Below are 22,140 nucleotides of genomic sequence, written 5' to 3'. Positions count from 1 at the left end.
TCATCTCGGTCATTGCTCCGCAAAGTATGAAATATCCGGCGCACCTCAGGGGTGCGCCTCCACGATGTGGGATGCCTGTCGCGCGCGGGCGCGCGGCAGGCACGCGGTGGACGCGACTCCTCACGCGAGCTTTCCGTCCAGGACGGTCGGCCTGCCGCGCAGGAAGGTGGCCACGACCCGGCCCGGGAGGGTCCTGCCCTCATACGGCGTGTTGCGGCTCTTGGAGGCGTAGCCGGCCGGATCCACCTCGGCGCGCACGGCGGCGTCGTAGAGGGTGATGTTGGCCGGGGCACCGACCTCGATCGGCCGGCCGTGGTCGGCGACCCTGCCGATCCTGGCCGGGGCGTGGGACATGCGCTCGGCGACACCGGCCCAGTCGAGCAGCCCGGTCTCCACCATGGCCTCCTGGACCACCGACAGCGCCGTCTCCAGGCCGATCATGCCCATGGCGGCGGCGGCCCACTCGGTCTCCTTGTCCTCGACCGGATGCGGGGCGTGGTCGGTGGCGACGCAGTCGATGGTGCCGTCCGCCAGGGCCTCGCGCAGCGCCTGCACGTCCGCGCGGGTGCGCAGCGGCGGGTTGACCTTGTAGATCGGGTTGTAGGAGCCCACCGGAGAGTCCTCGACGAGGTCGTCGGTCAGGAGCAGGTGGTGCGGGGTCACCTCGGCGGTGACGTTCCAGCCCTTCGACTTCGCCCAGCGGATGATCTCCACGGAGCCGGCGGTCGACAGGTGGCAGACGTGCAGGCGGGAGCCGACGTGCGCGGCGAGCAGGCAGTCGCGGGCGATGATCGCCTCCTCGGCGACCGCGGGCCAGCCGGTCAGGCCCAGCCTGCCGGAGACCGCGCCCTCGTTCATCTGCGCGTCCTTGGTCAGGCGCGGCTCCTGGGCGTGCTGGGCGACCACGCCGTCGAAGGCCTTGACGTACTCCAGCGCGCGGCGCATGAGCACCGCGTCGGAGACGCACTTGCCGTCGTCGGAGAAGACGCGCACCTGCGCGGCGGAGTCGGCCATCGCGCCGAGCTCGGCCAGCCGCTCGCCCTGCAGGCCGACGGTGACGGCGCCGACCGGCCGCACGTCGCAGTGTCCGGCCTCCTGGCCCAGACGCCAGACCTGCTCGACGACGCCCGCGGTGTCGGCGACCGGGTCGGTGTTGGCCATGGCGTGCACGGCGGTGTAGCCGCCCAGGGCGGCGGCGCGGGTGCCGGTGTCGACGGTCTCGGCGTCCTCGCGGCCGGGCTCGCGCAGGTGGGTGTGGAGGTCGACCAGGCCGGGCAGGGCGATGAGGCCCCGCGCGTCGACGGTCTCGTCGCCGCTCAGCCCCTGGCCCACTTCCGCGACGACGCCGTCGCGGATCAGGATGTCGGCCGGCTCTCCGCCGAGGATCTTCGCGCCCTTGATGACGATGCTGGTCACTGGATCTCTCCCCCGAGGTCGGCGCCGCCAAGCAGCAGGTAAAGGACGGCCATGCGAGTGGTCACGCCGTTGGCGACCTGCTCGACGATCGTCGAGCGCGGAGAGTCGGCCACCTCGGCCGCGATCTCCATTCCCCGGTTCATCGGGCCGGGGTGCATCACGATGGCCTCGTCGTGCATCTTGGCGACGCGATCGCGGTCGAGGCCGTAGCGGCGGCTGTACTCCCGCTCGGTGGGGAAGAACGCGGCGTTCATCCGCTCCCGCTGGACGCGCAGCATCATCACCACGTCCGACTTGGGCAGCACGGCGTCGAGGTCGTAGGAGACCTCGCACGGCCAGGAGTCCACCGTCACCGGCAGCAGGGTGGGCGGGGCGACCAGGGTGACCTCGGCGCCGAGCGTGCTCAGCAGCAGCACGTTGGAGCGGGCCACCCGGCTGTGCAGCACGTCGCCGACGATGGTGACCCGCCTGCCGTCCAGCGGGCCGAGGCGGCGGCGCATGGTGAAGGCGTCGAGCAGGGCCTGGGTGGGGTGCTCGTGGGTGCCGTCGCCGGCGTTGACGACGCTGCCGCGCACCCACCCGGCCAGGCGGTGCGGCGCGCCGGAGGCGCCGTGCCGGATGACGACGGCGTCGGCGCCCATCGCCTCCAGGGTGAGCGCGGTGTCCTTGAGCGACTCCCCCTTGGAGACGCTGGAGCCCTTGGCGGAGAAGTTGATGACGTCGGCCGACAGGCGCTTGGCCGCGGCCTCGAAGGAGATCCTGGTGCGGGTGGAGTCTTCGAAGAAGAGGTTCACCACGGTGCGGCCGCGCAGGGTCGGCAGCTTCTTGATGGAACGTTCCGAGATCTTCGCCAGCTCGTCGGCGGTGTCCAGGATGAGCAGGGCGTCGTCGCGGCTCAGGTCGGCCGCCGAGATCAGGTGCCGCTTCACTTGTCGTCTTCCTTCAGCAGCAGGACCGCGTCGCGGCCGTCGTTCTCCTCCAGGTAGACCTTGACGATCTCGGACTTGGAGGTCGGGAGGTTCTTGCCCACGTAGTCGGCGCGGATGGGCAGCTCGCGGTGACCGCGATCGACCAGGGCGGCGAGCTGGACGGCCTGCGGGCGGCCCAGGTCGTTGAGCGCGTCGAGCGCGGAGCGGACGGTGCGGCCGGAGTAGAGGACGTCGTCGACGAGGACGACGATCTTGCCGTCTATGCCGTCGGCCGGCAGTTCGGTGCGGCCCAGCGCACGGGCGGGGCGCAGGCGGAGGTCGTCGCGGTACATCGTCACGTCGACGGATCCGACGGGCACCGAGCGGCCCTCGAACTGCTTGATGCACGCGGCCAGGCGATGGGCCAGATGGACGCCCCGCGTGGGGATCCCGAGCAGGATGATGTCCTCGGCGCCCTTGGTGCGTTCGAGGATTTCGTGGGAGATGCGGATCAGAGCGCGATTGATGTCGGGTCCTTCGAGGACCGCGCGGGCGCTGCCGTGCGCATGCGAAATGGCGTCAGCCAAAGAAAACACCACCTTTCCCGCCTCACGGGACGGGTCTTAAAGGAAGTCAACGCCCTCACGTTAGCAGCCGTACGGCGGAACGTCGGAATCGACCCCTTGATTCGGTAACGGGGATAAACCATGACAAAGATCACGATAGTTCCCTAATAGCTACATATAGATCATTGAATGGCAAACTCTCGTCCGTCCCGCCGTGACGGCGCGACGCCGGGGCAGGGCAACTGTGAACGGCATCCCGGCGGCAGACCCGAGCAGGCCCCGGGCAGACCCCGTACAGGGCACGGACAGGGCACGAGCAGACCCCGGGCAGGCACGAGCAGGGCACGGGCAGACCCCGGGCAGGCACGAGCAGGGCACGAGCAGGCACGGGCAGATCCGGGCAGAAGCACGGGTAGAGCACGGAGGGACACACCATGGGCGCCGAACTCCGCGCGATCCGCGCACGCATCCGGTCCGTCACCTCGACGGCCAAGATCACGCGAGCACAGGAGCTCATCGCCTCCTCCCGCATCCCCAAGGCCCGCCAGCGTCTCGAATCCGCCAGGCCGTACGCCGCGGAGATCACCAGGGTGGCTTCCATCCTCATCAGCCACGGCACGCACATGGACCACGCGTTGCTCAACCGCAGGCCCGACACCTCGCGCGTGGCCGTACTGCTGATGAGCAGCGACCGGGGCTTCTGCGGCGGTTTCAACAACAACGCGCTGCGCCAGGGGGATGCGCTGGCCGGACTCCTGCGCGAACAGGGCAAGGAGCCGGTGTTCTACCTGTCGGGCCGCAAGGCGGTGGACTTCTACCGCTTCCGCCATCGGAAGACCGAGCGGGAGTGGACCGGGCTGTCCGGCCACCCGACCTATGACGTCGCCGCCGAGATCGGCCAGACCCTGGTGGAGGCCTTCGACATGCCCACCCGCGACGGCGGGGTGGGCGAGGTGCACGTCGTCTTCACCGAATTCGTGTCCATGCTGACCCAGCAGACCCGCGTGCGCCGGATCCTGCCCCTGGAGGTCGAGGAGAGGGAGATCGGCGACGACGCCGAGGGCTCCGGCTCCGTCCCTCCGCCGCCGTACGAGTTCGAGCCGACCCCGGGGGATGTGCTCGACCGGCTGCTGAGACAGTACGTCCGGGGCCGGATCTGGAGCATGCTGCTGGAGACCAGCGCCGCCGAGCACGCCGCCCGCCGGCAGGCGATGACGTCGGCCACCGATAACGCCCACGAGCTCATCGGCCACCTCACCCGCCGGGCCAACTCCGCGCGCCAGGACGAGATCACCAACGAGCTCAACGAGATCGTGAGCGGAGCCGACGCGCTGTCCCGGTCGAACGCCGAGGAGTGACGCGGGAGCGAAGATCTACCTCCCCGGCTTGGCAAAACCCGACAAAGTGCCATTAAAATCCTTCGCGTCGTCGTCAGCCACCGGGGGATCGAGAACATGGGCCTGTCCGCTCACGAGAAGCGCACCCTTGACGTGATCGCCGACCGGCTCTACGCGGAGGATCCCGCCCTGGCGGAGTCCCTGTCGTCCTTCGCGACCGGCGCGGTCACCGCCGAACCCCTGTTCCCCCGCCACGGCAGGTTCCAGGTCATCCTGCTCCCCGTCGCCCTGCTGGCCGCGATCATGGCGATCATGGCCGTGGTGCTCCCCCCGATCTCGGGCGTGGAGACCGGCTCCGCCCCCGTCTCCAACGCGCTGACCCGCGACTGACCCGCGCGGGATCCGTGCGAGGCCACGCCACGCCGACGGCCCGGGTTTCGCCCTTTCCGCCCCTGGGGACCTCATGGGTATTGCCGCTAAATATGGCGGTATGAGGTGCATGTGCCGGGGGGCGCACGATGGGGGAGCTTTCGGGCCGACGTCCGCAAGGACGGATCGCCGAGGAGGGGGTGCTCCGCGACGAGGCCGCCGAGGCCGTCGCCGAGGAACGGGGCAGGCTCGGCCTCCCCGCGGCGACCTCGCTCGTCGTCGGCAACATCGTCGGCACGGGGGTCTTCCTGCTGCCCGCCTCCCTCGCCGCCTACGGCACGGTCAGCATCCTGGCGATGGGCCTGGTGTCGATCGGCGCCATCGCCCTGGCCGTGGTGTTCGGCAGGCTCGGCGCCCGGGTGCCCACCGGCGGCGGGCCCTACGCCTACGCCAAGGACGCCTTCGGCGAGTTCCCCGGCTTCTGGAACGCCTGGTCGTTCTGGCTGACCGCCTGGATCGGCAACGCCGCGATCGCGGTCGTCTGGGTCAACTACATCAACTACTTCCTGCACTGGGAGTCGGCCGGCGCCCAGATCGCGCTGGCGTTCGTCGCCCTGTGGATCCCCGCGCTGATCAACCTGAGCGGCGTGCGGAACATCGGCACGTTCACGCTGGTCACCACGGTGCTGAAGTTCATTCCGCTGATCTTCGTCGCCGTGGTCGGGCTGTTCTTCGTCCGGTGGGCCAACTTCGGGCCGTTCAACGCCACCGAGGGCAACTGGATCGGCGCCGTGTCCACCGCGGGCGCGCTCGCGCTGTTCATCTACTCCGGCGTCGAGAGCGTCACCATCGTGGCGGAGAAGATCAGGAATCCGGCGCGCAACATCGGCAGGGCCAGCGTCTACGGCGTGCTGATCTGCGCGGCGATGTACATGCTCAGCACCGTGGCCATCTTCGGCACCGTCCCGCACAGCGCCCTCGTCAACTCCCCCGCCCCGTTCGCAGACGCGATCAACAACATGTTCGGCGGAAGCGTCGGCGGCGGGATCATGGCGGCCTGCGCGGTCGTCTCCGGCATCGGCGCGATCAACGGCTGGACCATGCTCGTGGCCGAGATGCCGATGGCCGCGGCCAGGGACGGCCTGTTCCCGGAGGCCTTCACCAGGGAGAACCGCGGCGGCGCCCCGTGGGTGGGCATCGTCCTGGGCACCGCGCTGACCTCGCTCGTGGCGGTCTACAACTATTTCGGCACCACCGAGGGCTTCAACAAGATCCTGCTGATCGCCACCTTCACCACCGTCATCCCCTACTTCTTCTCCGCCGCCGCCCAGCTGTTCTGGCTGGTCACCGGGGCCAGAAGGGTCAGCGGCGCCCGCCTGGGCCGTGACCTGGCCATCACCGCCGTGGCGATCCTGTTCGCCTTCTGGATGACGTACGGCGCCGGTACGGAGGCGGTCTTCATCGGCTTCCTGATGATGCTCGTGGGTATCCCGGTCTACATCTGGACTAAGGCGAAACGGGGCGAATACGGCCCAAAGGACGAGGCCCCGGTGTCGCCTCCCGGACGATCCCGCTGACGACGACGAAGGAAGACAAGAAATGGCCTTTCATGTCGACTCCGAAGTAGGCAGGCTCCACCGGGTCTTGCTGCACAACCCCGAACTGGCGCTCAAGCGGCTCACCCCCTCGAACAAGGACGACTTCCTCTTCGACGACGTGCTGTGGGTGCAACGCGCGCTGGAGGAGCACGAGCAGTTCCAGCAGGTGCTGCGTGAGCGCGGCGTCACCGTCTACATGCTGGCCGACCTGCTGCACGAGACGATCGACATCCCCGAGGCCCGCAAGCACATCCTGGACAGCGTCATCGACGAGCGCTACTTCGGGCCGATGGCCGTCGACGCCCTGCGCAACGCCTTCGACGCGATGGACTCCTCGGTGCTCCAGCCGTATCTCACCGGCGGCATCACCAAACGCGAACTGCTGGAGCGGGGCACCGACCCCAAGAGCCTCGCCTTCCACACCCTGGAGTACGACGACTTCGTGCTGCCGCCGCTGCCCAACCACCTGTTCACCCGCGACACCTCGTGCTGGATCTACGACGGCGTCTCCGTCAACGCGATGAAGAAGAAGGCCCGCCAGCGCGAGACCGTGAACTACGAGGCCATCTACCGCTACCACCCGATGTTCGCCTCCGGCTACGACAATCCCGGCCAGGACGACGGCTACAACGTCTGGATGTCCGGCCTGACCGCGGCGCCGGCCACCATCGAGGGCGGCGACGTGCTCGTCATCGGCCGCGACACGGTGCTGGTCGGGATGAGCGAGCGCACCCAGCCGCAGGCGGTGGAGATGCTCGCCCGGAGCCTGTTCGCCAAGGGCTCGGCCAAGAAGATCGTCGCGCTGAACATGCCGAAGGCCCGGGCGTTCATGCACCTCGACACGGTGATGACGAACGTGGACGTCGGGGTGTTCACCAAATACGCCGGCCTGGGCATGCTGCCCTCCTACACGGTCGAACCCGGAGACACCGAGAAGGAACTCAAGATCACCGACCATCCCGCGGAGGACATGCACAAGGCCATCGCCCGCGCCCTCGGCCTGGACGACATCAAGGTCCTGACCCCCACCCAGGACGTCTACGCCGCCGAGCGCGAGCAGTGGGACGACGGCTGCAACGTGCTGGCCGTCGAACCCGGCGTCGTCATCGCCTACGAGCGCAACACCACCACCAACAACCACCTGCGCGACAACGGCATCGAGGTGATCACGACCCCGGGTAGCGAGCTCGGCCGGGGCCGGGGCGGGCCGCGCTGCATGAGCTGCCCGCTCGAACGCGACGGCATCTGACCCGATTCGGCGCCACGGGGACACGACGGGGGACATCCATGGCATTCAACCTGCGCAACCGCAGCTTCCTGAAGGAGCTGGACTTCACTCCGGAGGAGTTCAGGTTCCTGATCAAGCTGTCGGCCGACCTCAAGGCCGCCAAGTACTCCGGGAACGAGGACCCGCGGCTCACGGGCAAGAACATCGCTCTGATCTTCGAGAAGACCTCGACGCGCACCCGCTGCGCGTTCGAGGTCGGCGCCCACGACCAGGGCGCCCACGTGACCTACCTCGACCCGAGCGGCTCCCAGATGGGCCACAAGGAGTCGGTGAGGGACACCGCGCGGGTCCTCGGCCGGATGTTCGACGGCATCGAGTACCGGGGAAGCAGGCAGGCCTACGTCGAGGAGCTCGCGGCCTACGCCGGCGTGCCGGTCTGGAACGGCCTCACCGACGAGTGGCACCCGACGCAGATGCTCGCCGACATGCTCACCATGCAGGAGCACAGCGACAAGCCCCTGCACGAGATCTCCTACGCCTATCTCGGCGACGCCCGCAACAACATGGGCCACTCGCTGCTGGTCACCGGCGCGATGCTCGGCATGGACGTGCGGACGGTGGCGCCCAGGGACCTCTGGCCGGATGAGGAGACGGTCGTCAAGCCGGCCAGGGACCTCGCCGTGCGGACCGGCGCCACGGTCACCGTCACCGACGACGTGGCCAAGGGCGTCAAGGGCGTGGACTTCCTCTACACCGACGTGTGGGTGTCCATGGGCGAGCCCAAGGAGGTGTGGGACGAGCGCGTCAAGCTGCTCATGCCGTACCAGGTCAACGCGGAGGTGGTGCGGGCCACCGGGAACACGGAGGTCAAATTCATGCACTGCCTGCCGGCCTTCCACAACCGGGAGACCAAGGTCGGCGAGGAGCTGTTCGACAAGACCGGCCACGACGCGCTGGAGGTCACCGAGGAGGTCTTCGAGTCACCCCGCTCGATCGTCTTCGACCAGGCCGAGAACCGGCTCCACACCATCAAGGCCATCATGGTGGCCACCCTGGGGGGCTGAGCCGTGCGACCGTCGAGGCACCTGCCGTCCGGACCATCGTGGGAGGCCGACCGATGCGCGTCCTGGTAGCCCTCGGAGGAAACGCGATGCTGCGACGCGGGGAGAAGCCCGACGCCGACGTCCAGCAGGAGAACCTGCGCGCGTCGGTCACGGCGCTGGCCAAGCTGGCCGAGCGGCACGAGCTGATCGTCACGCACGGGAACGGCCCGCAGGTGGGCGTGCTGGCGCTGGAGAGCACGAAGGACACCAACCTGGCCAGGCCCTACCCTCTCGACACGATCGTCGCCGAGACACAGGGCATGATCGGCTACTGGATGCTTCAGGCGCTGCAGAACGCCCTGCCCGGGCGGCAGGTCGCGGCGATGGTCACCCAGACGCTCGTCTCCGCGGTGGACCCCGCCTTCGACGACCCGACCAAGTTCGTCGGCGAGGTCTACGAACGGGAGGAGGCCGAGAAGCTGGCCCGGGAGTACGGCTGGACGGTCAAGCCGGACGGCCCGTACTGGCGCAGGGTCGTGCCGTCCCCCGCCCCGCAGCGGGTCGTGGAGACCCGGCTGATCCGCCGCCTGATCCGCGACAACGTCCTGACGATATGCGCGGGCGGTGGCGGCGTCCCGGTCATCCGCAACGACAAGGGCCGGCTCCAGGGCGTCGAGGCGGTCATCGACAAGGATCTCACCGGCTCGGTGCTCGCCGAGGCGCTGGAGGCGGACGTCTTCATGATGCTGACCGACGTGCCCCGGGTCGCCAGGAACTTCGGCACCCCGCTGCAGGAGGACATCACCCACACCACCCCCCACCAGCTGCGCGCGGAGAGCTTCCCGCCCGGCTCGATGGGGCCGAAGGTGGAGGCGGCCTGCCGCTTCGTGGAGACGACCGGCGACATGGCCGCGATCGGCAAGCTGGACGAGGCCGAGCAGATACTGGAGGGGAAGGCCGGCACGATCGTCACACCCAACGCCACCTGGCCGCTGGAAAGCACTCTCTGATCCGGGCCCCGTCCGCGTTTCGGCGGCCGGAGCCTGGCCGGTCCCCCCTGCATGACAGATCATCATCACACTGGCCCAGTCGAGGGGGACGAGAGATGGCTTCCGTGGCGCATCGGCTGTTTCGCACCAAACCCGCCGACGAAATCGTCGCAGAGGGCGGCCACGGCGAGGGCGGCGAGCTGCGCCGGACCATGACCCTGTGGCAGCTCACCCTTTTCAGCGTCGGCGCCACCCTCGGCACCGGCATCTTCGTCATCCTCGGCCAGGCCGTGCCCAAGGCGGGCCCCGCCGTGGTGGCCTCCTTCGTGCTGGCGGCGATCACGGCCCTTTTCTCGGCCCTGTCCTACGCCGAGCTGGCCGGCACGATCCCGGTGTCCGGATCCTCCTACTCCTACGCCTACGCGACCCTGGGCGAGCTCGTGGCGTGGATATGCGGCTGGTGCCTGATGCTGGAGTACGCCGTCTCGGTGGCGGCGGTGGCGGTCGGCTGGGGCGAGTATCTCAACCACTTCTTCCGGGACCTGTTCGGCTGGCAGCTGCCGGACGCCATCACCCACTCCCCCGGCGACCAGGGCGGCGTGTTCAACCTCACCGCGATCCTGATCGTCCTGCTGGCCACCTGGCTGCTGCTGCGCGGCGCGTCCGAGAGCGCCACCGCCAACGTGATCTTCGTATTGATCAAGATCGTGGTGCTCGTCTTCTTCTGCATCGTGGCCTTCAGCGCGTTCAGCACGGGCAACCTGACGCCGTTCGCCCCGCTGGGCGTCGCCGGCATCACCGCCGCCGCCTCGCAGGTGTTCTTCTCCTACATCGGCTTCGACGCGGCCTCCACCGCCGGAGAGGAGGCCAAGAACCCCAAGCGCGATCTGCCCCTGGCGATCATCCTCTCCCTCGTCATCGTCACGATCGTCTACGTGGCGGTGGCGCTGGCCGCCGTCGGCGCCATGCCCTGGCAGCAGTTCGACCCGAACACCACCGAGGCCAGCCTCGCCCTGATCGCCGACCGGGCCACCGGCTCCACCTGGGCGGGCATCATCATCTCCTTCGGCGCGGTCGTCGCCATCGCCAGCGTGGTCCTCACCGTCCTGTACGGCCAGACCCGCATCCTGTTCGCGATGTCGCGCGACGGCCTGATACCGAAGATCTTCGAGAAGGTGGACCCGCGCCGGCAGGTCCCGGTGGCCAACACGCTCATCGTGGCCGCCTTCGTCTGCGTGCTCGCCGGGTTCATCCCGCTGGGTCAGCTCGCCGAGGCCACCAGCATCGGCACCCTGTTCGCCTTCGCCATCGTCAACGTCGGCGTGCTGGTGCTCCGCCGCACCCGGCCCGACCTGCCCCGCAGCTTCAGGACACCGCTCTTCCCGGTCACACCGGTCCTCGGCGTGATCTTCTGCGTCATCGTGATGGTCGGGCTGGCCGGAGTCACCTGGCTGGCCTTCGCGATCTGGATGCTGGTCGGCCTGCTGGCCTACTTCCTGTACGGCTACCGCCATTCCCGCCTCAACAGGAGCGTCCGATGAAGATCGAGCATGTTCTCGCCGGTTTCATCCCCGAATCACGTGGCAAGGAGGGGCTGGCGCTGGCCGTGCGAATGGCCAGACAGGCCGGAGCCCGTCTGACGGTGGCCTACGTCCACCCACCCGCCTGGACCACGCCGGGCCCGGCCAAGATCGACGCCGAATGGCGGGCCTACGTGGCCGAGGAGGCCGCCTTGACCCTCGACCAGGCGCGACGGCTGCTGTCGGAGGTGGACGACGTGCCGATCGACTACCTCCTGCACGGCAACCGGGGCAGCGGGCGCGGCCTGGTGCAGCTCGTCGGCAAGACCAAGGCCGACGTGGTGGCCATCGGCTCGGCCCCGGGGGGCGGCCGAGGCCGCATCCGGCTGGGCAGCACCGCCGACCAGTTGCTGCACGCCTCCCCCGTGCCCGTGGCCCTGGCGCCCAAGGGGTACGGCGATGAGTCCTCGGCCGGGATCCGGCGGCTGACCGTGGCCTACCGGCGCGACCCCGCCTCTGACGAGGCGGTACGGCAGGCCGCCGGGCTCGCCGCGCAGATGGGTGTTCCGCTGCGCCTGATCACCCTGGTGGTGAGCGGCGGGCGGCAGGCGAGGATGGAGCGGGAGATGCTGGAGCGGCTGCGGGAGAAGGTCGCCGCCGATCTCAAGGCGGCCGCGCGCGGACACCGGCGGGTGCAGGTGGAGGTGGAGGTGCTGGAAGGCAAGGACGTGGCCGCGGCGCTCGGCGGCACCGACTGCGGGGGTGCGGTGCTGATCTGCGCCTCCAGCGAAACGGGACCGTTGCGCCGGGTCTTCCTCGGCGACATCTCCTCGAAGATCATACGCTCCGCGCCGTGCCCGGTGATGATGTTGCCCCGAAACCCGCCGAAGAAGCCCGGATCCGGTGTCAAGCAGGGGAAACCCTGATGGTTCACTATGCGGGGTGGGACAAGTGTGGCGATTGAGGAGGACCGCACCGGATCGGATTCGGCATCTTTTTTCCAATCAGCTTGACCTTAGCCGCCCACCGCTTTACCGTCACTGTCCGTAACCACACCTCGCGGCGTTATCGGGTAAACCCCGACGCTCCGGTCACCGAAGGTGCCTACCCCAGGCGCCAACCCGGTGGTTGGGGCATATGTTGCGAGGGAGCACAATCAAGTGAAAGCAGTACATAACAGAGCCGGGGGGCCACACGATGCCGTCTGAGTACGCCAAGTCGCTGGGTGCACGACTCCGCGCCATTCGCACCCAGCAGGGCCTGTCCCTGCACGGAGTCGAAGAGAAGTCCCGTGGACGCTGGAAGGCGGTTGTCGTCGGCTCCTACGAGCGCGGGGACCGCGCCGTGACGGTGCAGAAGCTTGCCGAACTGGCCGACTTCTACGGAGTGCCGGTCTCGGAGTTGCTGCCGGGTGGCGCTGCCCCGAGCCCGCTGGGCCCGACGCCGAAGCTTGTGATCGACCTCGAGCGTCTTGCTCAGCTTCCCAAGGAGAAGGCGGGTGCCCTCGCCCGTTACGCGGCCACGATCCAGAGCCAGCGTGGCGACTACAACGGCAAGGTGCTGTCCATCCGCCAGGAGGACCTGCGCTCCCTCGCCGTGATCTATGACAAGTCCCCCACCGAGCTGACCGAGGAGCTCATCAACTGGGGCGTCCTGGACCCCGAGGCGCGTCGCGCCGTCGAGTCCTTCTGACGACCTGTCCGATCGTGGGTGCGCCGGCGGCCGGCGTGCCCACCGCCGGGAAACACCGCCGGGAAATCTTGCCGTCTCGTTAGAACATCGCCTGCATCGCGCCCCGGGTGACAGTCCCTGTGGTAGGAAAAGGCAAACATGGCATTTAACGAGATGTGGTGGACATGGCAGGGGGAGAGGATCGGCACGATCACTCTCAAACGCGCCCGAAGAGCCGTCTCGACGCCCTCATGGCGTCCCTGGGGTCGACCAAGACCCGCGCGTTCCTGAGGCTGCTGACCTCCGTCGGAGGCAGCAGGACCCAAGACACCCTGAAGCTCCTGCCTTTCATCGTCATGGCCGTGGTGGCCCTGATCGACTTCGGCTCCGGTCCGACCGCCGGCCTGCTTCCCCTGCTGGCTCTGGGTCCGGCCTTCGCCAGCGTGGCCTGCGGGCTGGCCCGGACCACGGTCGTCGGTGTGATCGCCCTGGCGCTGTGCGTCGCGCTCGGCCTCTACAACGACATCATCTGGTCGCCCCGCACCAACATCACCATGGGCGCGATCCTCGGCGTCACCGTGGCCAGCGTGCTGGCCAGCGCCGGACGGCTCCGCCACGAGCGGCAGCTCGCCGACGTCCGCTCGGTGGCCGAGGCCGCCCAGCGCGTGCTGCTGCGGCCGGTGCCGCGGCGGGCGGGGCCCGGGATCGGCGTGGCCGTCTCCTACACCTCGGCCACCGCCGAGGCCAGGATCGGCGGTGACCTGTACGAGGTGGTCACCACTCCGCACGGGGTGCGAATCATCGTGGGAGACGTCCAGGGCAAGGGTCTGGAGGCGGTGGAGACCGCCGCGGTGGTGCTAGGCGCGTTCCGGGAGGCCGCCCACGACGAGGCCAAGCTCCAGGGCGTGGTGGCCCGGCTGGAGAACGCCCTGACCAGGGAGCTGTCCGGCGAACAGTTCGTCACCGCCATACTGGCCGAGATCACCGGGGGAACGTCCATCACCGTGATCAACTGCGGCCATCCGCCGCCCATGGTGCTCGGCGCCGACGGCGGACACTGGTTCGCCGATCCCCCGGACGAGGCGCTTCCGCTGGGCATGGGCTCGCTCAAGGCCAGCGAGCCGGTGCCGCACCAGATCCCGTTCGAGCCGGGCAACCAGGTTCTCTTCTACACCGACGGGGTCATCGAGGCGCGCAACGGGACGGGGCAGTTCTATCCGCTTCCCGCCCGGGCGCATCTGTTGAACGGCGCCGATCCGCAGCTCGCCCTGGACGCCCTCCGCGCCGACCTGTTGCGCCACGTGGGCCGTCCGCTGGGCGACGACGCCGCCATGCTTCTGCTGCGCCACCGCGCGGCCCGCCCGGCGACCTCGTCGGCGGCCTGACCGGTGAGGACGGACTCGGCCGCCCCAGGTCCGTCGACCAGCGCTCAGGGGCGCCGTCCGGACGCCCGCACGCCTGCGGCAGGTGGAAGATCCGGCGGAACCCGCGCTAGCCGGCGAGGGGGACGCGGCCGGGCAGCATGGGCTGGGTGGGCACGCCCAGCAGCTTCTCCACCGTGGTGACGAACCGCTCCGCCTCGGAGATCAGCTCCTCGGCGTCCCGCGCCGACACCACACGGGTCATTCCCGCCTCGGCCGAGGCGCGCTTGGCGGCGCTCATCTCGAAATAGGGCGCCCAGTCGGCGAGGCGTGGCTCGGCCTCGGGCAACAGCTCCCAGGCGCTGCGCAGCCGGCGCCGGCGGCCCTGCATGGGGCGCGGCCGTGCGGCCAGGACGGCGGCCGCCGCCCTGAGCGCCGCCAGGTGGGCGGCGACGTAACGGGTGGCGGGAGTCCGGGCGGCGGCGGCCTCTTCCAGGCAGTCACGCGCGTCGGTCAGGTGCGCCCGCACCGTGGGCGACAACCGGGGCCCGCTGGAATCGCTGAGCCGAGGGGTCATGTGCTTCAGCCTCCTAGGTCGCAAGCGGCTCCCGGCGTCTTCGCCGGTGAAGTCAACACTTGCAGACCCCACCGACAAATTCGCCGGGCGGCCGGACGAGGAGCTTCCCCTCTCCCCGTCCGCCCCGGCCTGCCCCGAGTCGCCTGTGACGACACGGGACGGCCGACCGCCCTGGACGTGATCCGCGAGTCCCACGTCATTGCATCGAACATAAATTCGATCACTCGCAGTGTCAAGTAAAGCGACGAACAAAGGTTCGATCTCTCTAGAGACGCGAAAGCCCCGGGAGATCGCGATCTCCCGGGGCTTTCACCTGCGTGCTTACCGGACGAACCGTCCCCGGACGTGCACCGGAACGTCCTTGCCCAGCAGGCTGGGAAGCATCCCGGCCACGTTCATCGGCAGTCGGACGCAGCCGTGCGAGGCCGGAGCCAGCGGCACCGACAGCGCGCCGTGGAAGGCGATGCCGCCGTTGAAGAAGATCGGGTTGTAGAGCTGGCCGAGGTAGGACTTGTGCCAGCCGCCCCTGCGCCAGGTCGTCTTGTAGTCGCCGGTCGGCGTGCGGGCGCTGCCGCAGAACCGCTGCACCTTGCCGTTCCAGTTCGCCGTCTCGCAGTACGGGATACCGCTGCCGGAGGAGGTGTGGCTGATCAGCTTCACCCGGCCGTCGACGTAGAGGACCATCACCTGCGTGGTGAGGTTCATCTCGACCCGGGTCGGCTTGCCGCCGGGCACCAGCACCTTCGGCGCCTTCGGCGCCTCCAGGGCGTGCCAGGTCCTGCTCGCCACGGTGCTGGTCGGCGAGATGCCGTTGACCTTCTGGAAGGCCCAGACCGCGGCCTGGGTGGCCCCGCCGTACTGACTGTCGATCTTGCCGGGCGCGTAGCCGAGCTCCTTCAACCGGGTCTGGAGCACCTTCACCGTGGCGCCCTTGGCGCCGATCCTGAGCGTCTTGCCGGGCGAGACGAACGCGGTCGTCCCGGCCTCGGCCGCGGCGACCGGGACCGCCGAGGCGACGGTCCGGGCGTTCGCGACGCCGGGAGAGCTCAGCGCGGAGACGAGCACGGCGCCCGCCGTCATGAGCGCGGCCGCTCCGAGCCGTCGTTCAACCCCCATCTAAAATCATCCCCTCATATGACTGATGCCCGAACCAAGGGACCATAGCGCATGATTCGCCTGTCTCCGCCACCGGTGATGAAGCGGCAATCAATGGTCAATCTGTTTAGAGTGGCCGCGTGCCAGAAAAGTTGCATCCCAACATCGAGAAGGTGGCCGCGGCCCTGGAAGAGCACGAGGTCTCCGGCGAGATCGTCGTGTTCGCCGAGGCCACCCCGACCGCCGCGACGGCCGCCGCGCAGCTCGGCTGCGAGGTCGGCGCCATCGCCAACAGCCTGGTCTTCGACGCCGACGGACAGCCGCTCCTGGTCCTCACCAGCGGCGCCCACCGGGTGGACACCGATCTGATCGCGCAGACCGTCGGCGCGGCGAAGGTGAAGCGGGCCACCCCCGAGTTCGTCCGCGCCGCCACCGGCCAGGTCATCGGCGGCGTCGCCCCGATCGGCCACCCCGCCCCGCTCCGGACCCTGGTCGACACCTGGCTCGAACGGCACGAGGTCGTCTGGGCCGCCGCCGGTCATCCGCACACGGTCTTCCCCACCTCTTTCGCCGAGCTCGTCCGCATCACCGGCGGCACCCCGGCGCAGGTGGAGCGGTGACGGCCTCGCGGGGCGCGGCCGCCCACGCGCACGACGTCCCGGCCGCCCGGCCCGCACAGGAGGATCGATGACCACCGTCTGGCACAACCCGCGCTGTTCCAAGAGTCGCACGGCGCTGGCAGCCCTCACCGAGTCGGGCCGGGAGGTGACCGTCCGCCGCTATCTGGACGACCCGCCGACGTCCGCCGAGCTGTCGGAGATCCTGGACCTGCTCGGCCTGCAACCATGGGACATCACCCGCATGGGCGAGGATCGGGCCCGGGAGCTCGGGCTGGCCTCGGCGCCCCGGGAGCGTGAGCGGTGGATCGCGATCCTCGCCGCCAACCCCGTGCTGATCCAGCGCCCGATCGTGCTGACCGAAGACGGCCGCGCGGTGGTCGCCCGCGATGGGGAGTCGCTGGAGGAGCTGCTGTAGAGCGGGCCGCGAGGGGCCGGGCGGCGCGCCCGCGCCCCTTCCCGGGCCCGGCTCGCCCGGCCCCGGCCCCGGCCCTCCGGGATCGCGGGCAAAGGACGCTCTAGTAACTTATGAAAGTCACCAAACGCCACTTACGTACTTTTCGACGGTCAAGGCGGTGTCTGCCCTGCTAGGGTGCGTGCGTGATCGGACTGCGACGGGTCGCCCCCGATGAGTTCACCACCCGGTTGGACGCGGTCCTGGAGATCTACACCGCGGCGATGAAGCCACCCGCCGACCAGCTTCCCGGCCGGAAGACGATCATGGGGAACCACGCCGTCCACCCGGGATTCAGCTGCCTGTTCGCCGAGCGCTCCGACGGGACTCCGGTGGGCCTGGCCTACGGTTTCCACGGGGTGCCCGGGCAGTGGTGGCACGACGTCGTCCACCGGGCGATGGCCGAGCGCAACGGCGAGGCGAGCGCGCGCGGCTGGCTCGGCGACGCCCTGGAGCTCGCCGAGGTCCACGTCCATCCGGACTATCACGGCAAGGGCATCGGCCGGGCGCTGGTCACGGGCATGTGCGCCGGCCGCCCGGAGCGCACCGTCGTGCTGTCCACCCGCGACCAGCCCACCGCGGCCCGGCATCTCTACCGCAGCGTCGGTTTCGTGGACCTGCTCACCCAGTTCGTCTTCCCCGGCGGCTACGAGCGCTACGCGATCCTCGGAGCCGTGCTCCCGCTGAGCCGCTAGGCCGGCTGGACGCTCAGCGCGGCCACCTCGGACCGGACGTCGAGGGCCTGGAAGACCTCGCGGGTCGCGCTGGAGCGGTTGAAGGTGATGAAGTGGATTCCGGGCACGCCCTCGTCGAGCAGGGTCTGGCAGAGCTCGGCGGCGTGTTCGACGCCCAGCCTGCGCACGGCGACCGGGTCGTCGGCGACGGCCTCGAACCTCCTGGCCACCTCCGGCGGGAAGGGCGCGCCGGAGAGCTGCTCCGACCTGGCGATCGTGCTCATCTGGGTGACGGGCATGATGCCGGGGATGATCGGGGTGTCACAGCCCCTGGCCGCCACCCGGTCGCGCAGCCGCAGGTAGTCCTCCGCCTGGAAGAACATCTGGGTGATCGCGTAGTCGGCGCCCGCGCGGCACTTGCGCACGAAGTGCTCGGTGTCGTCCTCCACCGAGCTCGACCTGGGGTGCTTGTAGGGGAAGGCGGCCACGCCGACGCAGAAGTCGCCGGACAGGCGGATCAGCCGGACCAGTTCCTCGGCGTAGAGCACTCCGTCGGGGTGGCGCACCCACTCGCCCATCGGGTCGCCGGGCGGGTCACCCCGCACGGCGAGGATGTTGCGCACTCCCGCCCCGGCGAACCGGCCGACCAGATGGCGCAGCTCGCGGAGGGAGTGGTTGACGGCGGTGAAGTGGGCGACCGGGGTCAGCGTGGTCTCGTGGGCGAGCCGCTCGACGATCTCGACCGTGCGGTCGCGGGTGCTGCCTCCGGCGCCGTAGGTGACCGACACGAAGGTGGGACGCAGCGCCTCCAGCTCCCGGATGGCGCGCCAGAGCTGCCGCTCCCCCTCGTCGGTCTTCGGAGGGAAGAACTCGAAGGAGAACGACCGGCCACCGGCGGCGAGGAGCTCGCGGACGGTGGGCACGCGATCGGGAAGGATTGACGGGCGACCCAGAGCCATGGTCCTAGGGTACTGGCCGCCCGCCCGGCCGCCATAACTCCGACAGTGCGCGAAACACCCACCTCTACAGATAGGAGTCACCTGCCGGGGCGGATAATGTCATTGCATGACCACTTCCGCCGCCGCGCTCGACATCATCCGCTCCGAAGTGGATCGTTCTCTCAAGGAGTTCGTCGAACGGCAGCGACCGCAGGTCAGCGCTCCCGAACTGGCTCCGCTGATCTCGGCCGCCGAGGAGTTCCTGGCCGGCGGGAAACGGCTGCGACCGGCGTTCTGCTACTGGGGCTGGCGCGGCGCCGGCGGCGGCGACGACCCCGCGCTCTTCACCGCCGCCGCCTCGCTCGAACTCCTCCAGGCCAGCGCTCTGGTGCACGACGACGTGATGGACGCCAGCGACCTACGCCGGGGCATGCCGTCGGCGCACCGCAGGTTCCAGATGCTGCACGAGAAGGCCGGCTGGCACGGTTCGGCCGAGCAGTTCGGCGAGGGCGCCGCCATCCTGCTGGGCAACCTGATGCTCATCTGGTCCGGCGAGATGTGGCGCGGCAGCGGCCTTCCCCCAGCCTCGCTGGCCGCGGCCCAGCAGGTGCACGACCACATGCGCACCGAGCTGATGTGCGGGCAGTACCTGGACCTGCTGGAGCAGGCTCACGGCGAGAACACCTTCGAAAGCGCGCTGCGGGTCGCTCTCTTCAAGAGCGGGAAGTACTCGGTGGAGCAGCCGCTCCGGCTCGGCCTGGTGCTGGCCGCCCAGGAGCGCGCCCCGTGGATCGACCGGCTCTGCGAGGAGTACGGCAGGTGCGTGGGCATCGCCTTCCAGCTGCGCGACGACATCCTCGGCGTGTTCGGTGACCCGGCCGAGACCGGCAAGCCCGCCGGCGACGACCTTCGGGAGGGCAAGCGGACGATGCTCATCGCCCGGACGCTGGCCGTGGCCTCCCCCGCGCAGGCGCGGGTGGTGCGCGGCACGCTCGGCGACCCGGACCTGGACGCGGCCGGGATCGAACGGCTCCGCCGGATCATCGAGGAGACCGGGGCGCTCGTGGCGTGCGAGGACATGATCAAAAACTATCTCGAAGACGCCCTGGGCTCGCTGGACGACGCGCCGATCACCGCGCAGGCCCGTGCGGCCCTGGCCGATCTGGCCGTGGCCGCGACCTCCCGCCGCACCTGACCCCACGGGGAGCCGGTCGAGCCGACCGCTCCTGCCGAGACGGCCGGCCGGGGCGGCCGGCCCGAGACGGTCAGCCCGGGGCGGTCAGCCGCCGCTGGAACTCCTCTGCGGCCGCCTTCGGGTCGTCGGCCTCGGTGATGGCCCGCACGACCACGACCCGGCGCACGCCGTACGACATGACCTCCTCCAGGTTGAGGAGGTCGATGCCGCCGATGCCGAACCAGGGCCGGTCGGTGTCCAGGGACGCGGCGTGCCGCAGCAGGCCGGGCCCCGGGGCGAACCGCCCCGGCTTGGTGGGCGTCGGCCAGATCGGGCCGCAGCAGAAATAGTCGACACCGGGTTCGACCGCGGCGGCGGACGCCTCCTCGGCGGCGTGAGTGGAACGCCCGATGAGGATGTCGTCGCCGAGCATGTCGCGCACGATCGGCACCGGCAGATCGTCCTGGCCCAGGTGGAGCACGTCGGGACGGGCCGCGTAGGCGATGTCCGCCCGGTCGTTGACCGCCAGCAGCCTGCCGTGGCGGTCGCAGGCCGCGCGGAAGACCTCCAGGAGCTCGAGCTCCTCGCGCGCCTCCAGACCCTTCTCGCGCAGCTGCACGATGTCGACGCCGCCGGCGAGGGCGGCGTCGAGGAAGTCGGCGAGATCCCCGCGATCACGACGTCCGTCGGTGCACAGATACAGGCGGGCGTCAGAAACCGAGGGCCTGGGCACGCCGCTTGACCTCGGTATGGCGGCCCGCGACGATCGCGTCCACCGGTGAGCCCGGCAGGGTCTCGTCCGGGGTGAACAGCCACCGAAGCGATTCGACGTCGCTGTATCCGGCGTCGAGCAGCACGGTGAGCGTGCCCGGCAGGCCCTTGACGACGTCGTCGGCGGCGAGGAAGGCGGCGGGGACCTGCGGCTCGCCGCCGCCCCGTCGCACTCCGATGAGCTTGCGGTCCTTGAGGAGTTGCTTGGCACGACCGGCACTGAGGTTGAGCCTCCTGGCCACCTCACTCAGGGTGAGCCACTCGCCCACCAGCTGGTCGGTTTCCCGGTCGATCTGCGCAACAGAAAGCGTCACGAATCCACCACTACCACATCGAGCCCTTCGCCAAACACCCGGCGGCGAGGTTACGCCGCCGTACAGTCGCGCAACGCTACCGCAGGGTCGGCCAGGCGATCGACGTCGAGACGCTGACCACGCTCGATGAGACGGCGGCCCTGGACCAGATCGCGCGGGCGGTTCACGGCGAGCACCGCCGCGAGCCTGCCGTCGTCGGCCACCCAGCAGACGCTCCACTTGGTGTCGGTGGCCGGGTCCCCGCGCAGGACCAGGCGCTCCCCTTCGTGGTGCCCCGCGTACTGCACCATGTGGCCGAACTGCTCGGACCAGAAATAAGGCACCGGGTCGTAGACCGCCTCGTGGCCCAGGAGGGCGGCCACGGCCACGTCGGGGGCGCCCAGCGCGGTGTCCCAGTGCTCCACCCGCATGCGGCGGCCGTAGCGGCGCGACCACCAGGCCGCGCAGTCGCCCACGGCGACCACGTTCGGCAGCGAGGTGCGCAGGTGCTCGTCGGTGACGACCCCGTCGTCGAGTTCGAGGCCGGAACCGGTCAGCCACTCCACCGCGGGCCGCACCCCGACCCCGGTGACGATCACACCGGCCTCGACCGTGGAGCCGTCGGCCAGGGTCAGTCCGCCCTGGTCGACGGAGGCGACCGCGGTGCCCAGACGCAGGTCCACGCCCGCCCGGCCGTACCAGGAGGCGGTGTGCGCGCCCACGGGGCCGAGCGCGGCGCTCAGCGGGACGGCGGCGGCCTCGACGACGGTCACCTCGCAGCCCGCCCTGCGCGCGGCGGTGGCGACCTCGGCGCCGATCCAGCCCGCGCCGATGACGGCGACCTTCGTCCCCGCGGTGAGCAGGGCGCGCAGTTCGAGCGCGTCGTCGATGGTGCGCAGCACGTGCTGCGCGCCGTCGCCGCGCAGCCGGATCGGCCGCGCGCCGGTGGCGATGACCAGGCCGTCATAGGCCAGCTCGCCCTCGGTGGTCTCCACCACGCCCTCGCGCAGTCCCTTGGCGGACACGCCCGCGCGGAAGTCGACCTCCAGCGCGTCCAGGTCGGAGTCGACGATCGTGGAGTCGGTCTCGCCCAGCAGGACGCTCTTCGACAGTGGCGGACGGTCGTAGGGCCGGTGCGCCTCCTCGCCTATCAACGTGATCGCGCCGCCGAACCCGCGGGCTCGTAATGCCTCGACACTCCGCACACCGGCCAGGCCGGCGCCAACCACCACGACATGATTCACAACTCACGAGCCTAAGCGGCCGAGTCGATTCCCTACCAACGCGGTTTGATAACGAAAACGGTATTTAGCTCACATCCAGCGCGCTGATGGTGTGGCCCGAGCCTTTAGGGTGGGAGGGACAAGACGCGCGGGAGCCCGGGACGCACCGGGCTGAGAGGAGGGCTGCGGAGCGGCGAGGACCACGACGAGTCCGGTGACGTGCGAGGCCATCGCGCCTCGGAGGCGAGCGAGCACGGCACGGGACGAACGGTGATCCGAACGCGACCGCAAGCGGGCCCTCGACCGCCACGAACCTGA

Annotated in this window: 23 protein-coding genes; 14 read left to right on the top strand and 9 right to left on the bottom strand. The window is 69.9% G+C overall.

Features of this window, described 5'->3' with window-relative positions; all coding sequences use genetic code 11:
- Positions 1–120 precede the first annotated feature (120 nt).
- From ACQPYK_RS14825 to pyrR, 3 genes are read right to left on the bottom strand one after another with little or no spacing between them, the layout of a single operon-like run.
- A complete protein-coding gene (locus ACQPYK_RS14825) occupies positions 121–1,416 on the bottom strand; it encodes a dihydroorotase (protein WP_433255461.1) in 1,296 nt (431 codons plus the stop codon).
- Positions 1,413–2,345 (bottom strand): aspartate carbamoyltransferase catalytic subunit, encoded by a 933-nt coding sequence (locus ACQPYK_RS14820; protein ID WP_433255458.1) that lies wholly within the window; start codon positions 2,343–2,345, stop codon positions 1,413–1,415. Before ACQPYK_RS14820 ends, ACQPYK_RS14825 begins: the two co-directional genes overlap by 4 nt.
- Positions 2,342–2,911 (bottom strand): bifunctional pyr operon transcriptional regulator/uracil phosphoribosyltransferase PyrR, encoded by a 570-nt coding sequence (gene pyrR, locus ACQPYK_RS14815; protein WP_433255456.1) that lies wholly within the window; start codon positions 2,909–2,911, stop codon positions 2,342–2,344. The genes ACQPYK_RS14820 and pyrR overlap by 4 nt, the downstream gene beginning before the upstream one ends.
- A gap of 413 nt (positions 2,912–3,324) precedes the next feature.
- Here pyrR and ACQPYK_RS14810 point away from each other — a divergent pair, with 413 nt between their 5' ends.
- The 10 genes from ACQPYK_RS14810 (at position 3,325) to ACQPYK_RS14765 (ending at position 14,030) form a co-directional block, all read left to right on the top strand.
- Complete coding sequence (locus ACQPYK_RS14810; RefSeq protein WP_433255454.1) at positions 3,325–4,248, top strand: F0F1 ATP synthase subunit gamma; 924 nt, start codon at positions 3,325–3,327, stop codon at positions 4,246–4,248.
- 96 nt (positions 4,249–4,344) lie between these two features.
- On the top strand, positions 4,345–4,617 hold the full coding sequence (locus tag ACQPYK_RS14805; protein WP_433255452.1) for a DUF3040 domain-containing protein: 273 nt from the start codon (positions 4,345–4,347) through the stop codon (positions 4,615–4,617).
- Between the two features lie 128 nt (positions 4,618–4,745).
- Positions 4,746–6,173, top strand: coding sequence for an amino acid permease (locus tag ACQPYK_RS14800; protein WP_433255450.1), 1,428 nt, complete (start codon positions 4,746–4,748; stop codon positions 6,171–6,173).
- 22 nt (positions 6,174–6,195) lie between these two features.
- Positions 6,196–7,443 carry an arginine deiminase gene (locus ACQPYK_RS14795; protein WP_433255447.1) on the top strand — a complete coding sequence of 416 codons (1,248 nt, stop codon included), beginning with the start codon at positions 6,196–6,198 and terminating at the stop codon, positions 7,441–7,443.
- A 38-nt stretch (positions 7,444–7,481) separates the two neighbouring features.
- A complete protein-coding gene (argF, locus tag ACQPYK_RS14790; protein WP_433255444.1) occupies positions 7,482–8,486 on the top strand; it encodes an ornithine carbamoyltransferase in 1,005 nt (334 codons plus the stop codon).
- Positions 8,487–8,539: 53 nt separating this feature from the next.
- Positions 8,540–9,475 (top strand): carbamate kinase, encoded by a 936-nt coding sequence (arcC, locus tag ACQPYK_RS14785; protein ID WP_433255441.1) that lies wholly within the window; start codon positions 8,540–8,542, stop codon positions 9,473–9,475.
- A 95-nt stretch (positions 9,476–9,570) separates the two neighbouring features.
- Positions 9,571–10,995, top strand: coding sequence for an amino acid permease (locus ACQPYK_RS14780; protein ID WP_433255439.1), 1,425 nt, complete (start codon positions 9,571–9,573; stop codon positions 10,993–10,995).
- Positions 10,992–11,900 (top strand): universal stress protein, encoded by a 909-nt coding sequence (locus tag ACQPYK_RS14775; protein WP_433255436.1) that lies wholly within the window; start codon positions 10,992–10,994, stop codon positions 11,898–11,900. Before ACQPYK_RS14780 ends, ACQPYK_RS14775 begins: the two co-directional genes overlap by 4 nt.
- 271 nt (positions 11,901–12,171) lie before the next feature.
- Positions 12,172–12,666: a transcriptional regulator BldD gene (gene bldD / locus ACQPYK_RS14770; protein WP_012889498.1), complete on the top strand. Its 495-nt coding sequence runs from the start codon at positions 12,172–12,174 to the stop codon at positions 12,664–12,666.
- A 230-nt stretch (positions 12,667–12,896) separates the two neighbouring features.
- Entirely contained in the window at positions 12,897–14,030 is a 1,134-nt protein-coding gene (locus ACQPYK_RS14765; protein ID WP_433255434.1) for a PP2C family protein-serine/threonine phosphatase, read from the top strand.
- A 106-nt stretch (positions 14,031–14,136) separates the two neighbouring features.
- Here ACQPYK_RS14765 and ACQPYK_RS14760 read toward each other — a convergent pair whose 3' ends face one another.
- Together ACQPYK_RS14760 and ACQPYK_RS14755 are read right to left on the bottom strand one after the other, a co-directional pair.
- A complete protein-coding gene (locus ACQPYK_RS14760) occupies positions 14,137–14,583 on the bottom strand; it encodes an SAV_6107 family HEPN domain-containing protein (RefSeq protein WP_433255432.1) in 447 nt (148 codons plus the stop codon).
- A 321-nt stretch (positions 14,584–14,904) separates the two neighbouring features.
- Positions 14,905–15,699 carry a L,D-transpeptidase family protein gene (locus ACQPYK_RS14755; RefSeq protein ID WP_433255429.1) on the bottom strand — a complete coding sequence of 265 codons (795 nt, stop codon included), beginning with the start codon at positions 15,697–15,699 and terminating at the stop codon, positions 14,905–14,907.
- Positions 15,700–15,818: 119 nt separating this feature from the next.
- Between ACQPYK_RS14755 and ACQPYK_RS14750 the strand changes: the two genes are divergently transcribed.
- The 3 genes from ACQPYK_RS14750 (at position 15,819) to ACQPYK_RS14740 (ending at position 17,444) form a co-directional block, all read left to right on the top strand.
- Positions 15,819–16,298, top strand: coding sequence for a YbaK/EbsC family protein (locus tag ACQPYK_RS14750; protein WP_433255427.1), 480 nt, complete (start codon positions 15,819–15,821; stop codon positions 16,296–16,298).
- A gap of 67 nt (positions 16,299–16,365) precedes the next feature.
- Entirely contained in the window at positions 16,366–16,713 is a 348-nt protein-coding gene (locus tag ACQPYK_RS14745; RefSeq protein WP_433255424.1) for an arsenate reductase family protein, read from the top strand.
- Between the two features lie 182 nt (positions 16,714–16,895).
- Positions 16,896–17,444 (top strand): GNAT family N-acetyltransferase, encoded by a 549-nt coding sequence (locus ACQPYK_RS14740; RefSeq protein WP_433255422.1) that lies wholly within the window; start codon positions 16,896–16,898, stop codon positions 17,442–17,444.
- On the opposite strand, the gene metF is transcribed toward ACQPYK_RS14740, so the two are convergent.
- Positions 17,441–18,382, bottom strand: a complete 942-nt coding sequence (metF, locus tag ACQPYK_RS14735) for a methylenetetrahydrofolate reductase [NAD(P)H] (RefSeq protein WP_433255419.1) — start codon at positions 18,380–18,382, stop codon at positions 17,441–17,443. The two genes, ACQPYK_RS14740 and metF, sit on opposite strands and share 4 nt — an antisense overlap.
- A 106-nt stretch (positions 18,383–18,488) precedes the next feature.
- Here metF and ACQPYK_RS14730 point away from each other — a divergent pair, with 106 nt between their 5' ends.
- The gene (locus ACQPYK_RS14730; protein WP_433255416.1) at positions 18,489–19,556 is read left to right on the top strand and encodes a polyprenyl synthetase family protein; all 1,068 of its coding nucleotides are present in this window, start codon (positions 18,489–18,491) and stop codon (positions 19,554–19,556) included.
- A gap of 70 nt (positions 19,557–19,626) precedes the next feature.
- Here the strand turns inward: ACQPYK_RS14730 and thiE are convergent, their stop codons facing one another.
- From thiE to ACQPYK_RS14715, 3 genes are read right to left on the bottom strand one after another with little or no spacing between them, the layout of a single operon-like run.
- Positions 19,627–20,268 (bottom strand): thiamine phosphate synthase, encoded by a 642-nt coding sequence (gene thiE / locus ACQPYK_RS14725; protein WP_433255413.1) that lies wholly within the window; start codon positions 20,266–20,268, stop codon positions 19,627–19,629.
- Positions 20,246–20,620 (bottom strand): Rv2175c family DNA-binding protein, encoded by a 375-nt coding sequence (locus ACQPYK_RS14720; protein WP_433255411.1) that lies wholly within the window; start codon positions 20,618–20,620, stop codon positions 20,246–20,248. Before ACQPYK_RS14720 ends, thiE begins: the two co-directional genes overlap by 23 nt.
- 50 nt (positions 20,621–20,670) lie before the next feature.
- The gene (locus tag ACQPYK_RS14715; protein WP_433255408.1) at positions 20,671–21,831 is read right to left on the bottom strand and encodes an NAD(P)/FAD-dependent oxidoreductase; all 1,161 of its coding nucleotides are present in this window, start codon (positions 21,829–21,831) and stop codon (positions 20,671–20,673) included.
- Between the last annotated feature and the right edge of the window lie 309 nt (positions 21,832–22,140).

The sequence above is a fragment of the Streptosporangium sp. CA-135522 genome (assembly GCF_050949235.1).
Taxonomy (GTDB): domain Bacteria; phylum Actinomycetota; class Actinomycetes; order Streptosporangiales; family Streptosporangiaceae; genus Streptosporangium.
The sequence above is the reverse complement of the archived record's forward strand: the minus strand, read 5'-3'. Positions and strand labels throughout refer to the sequence as shown.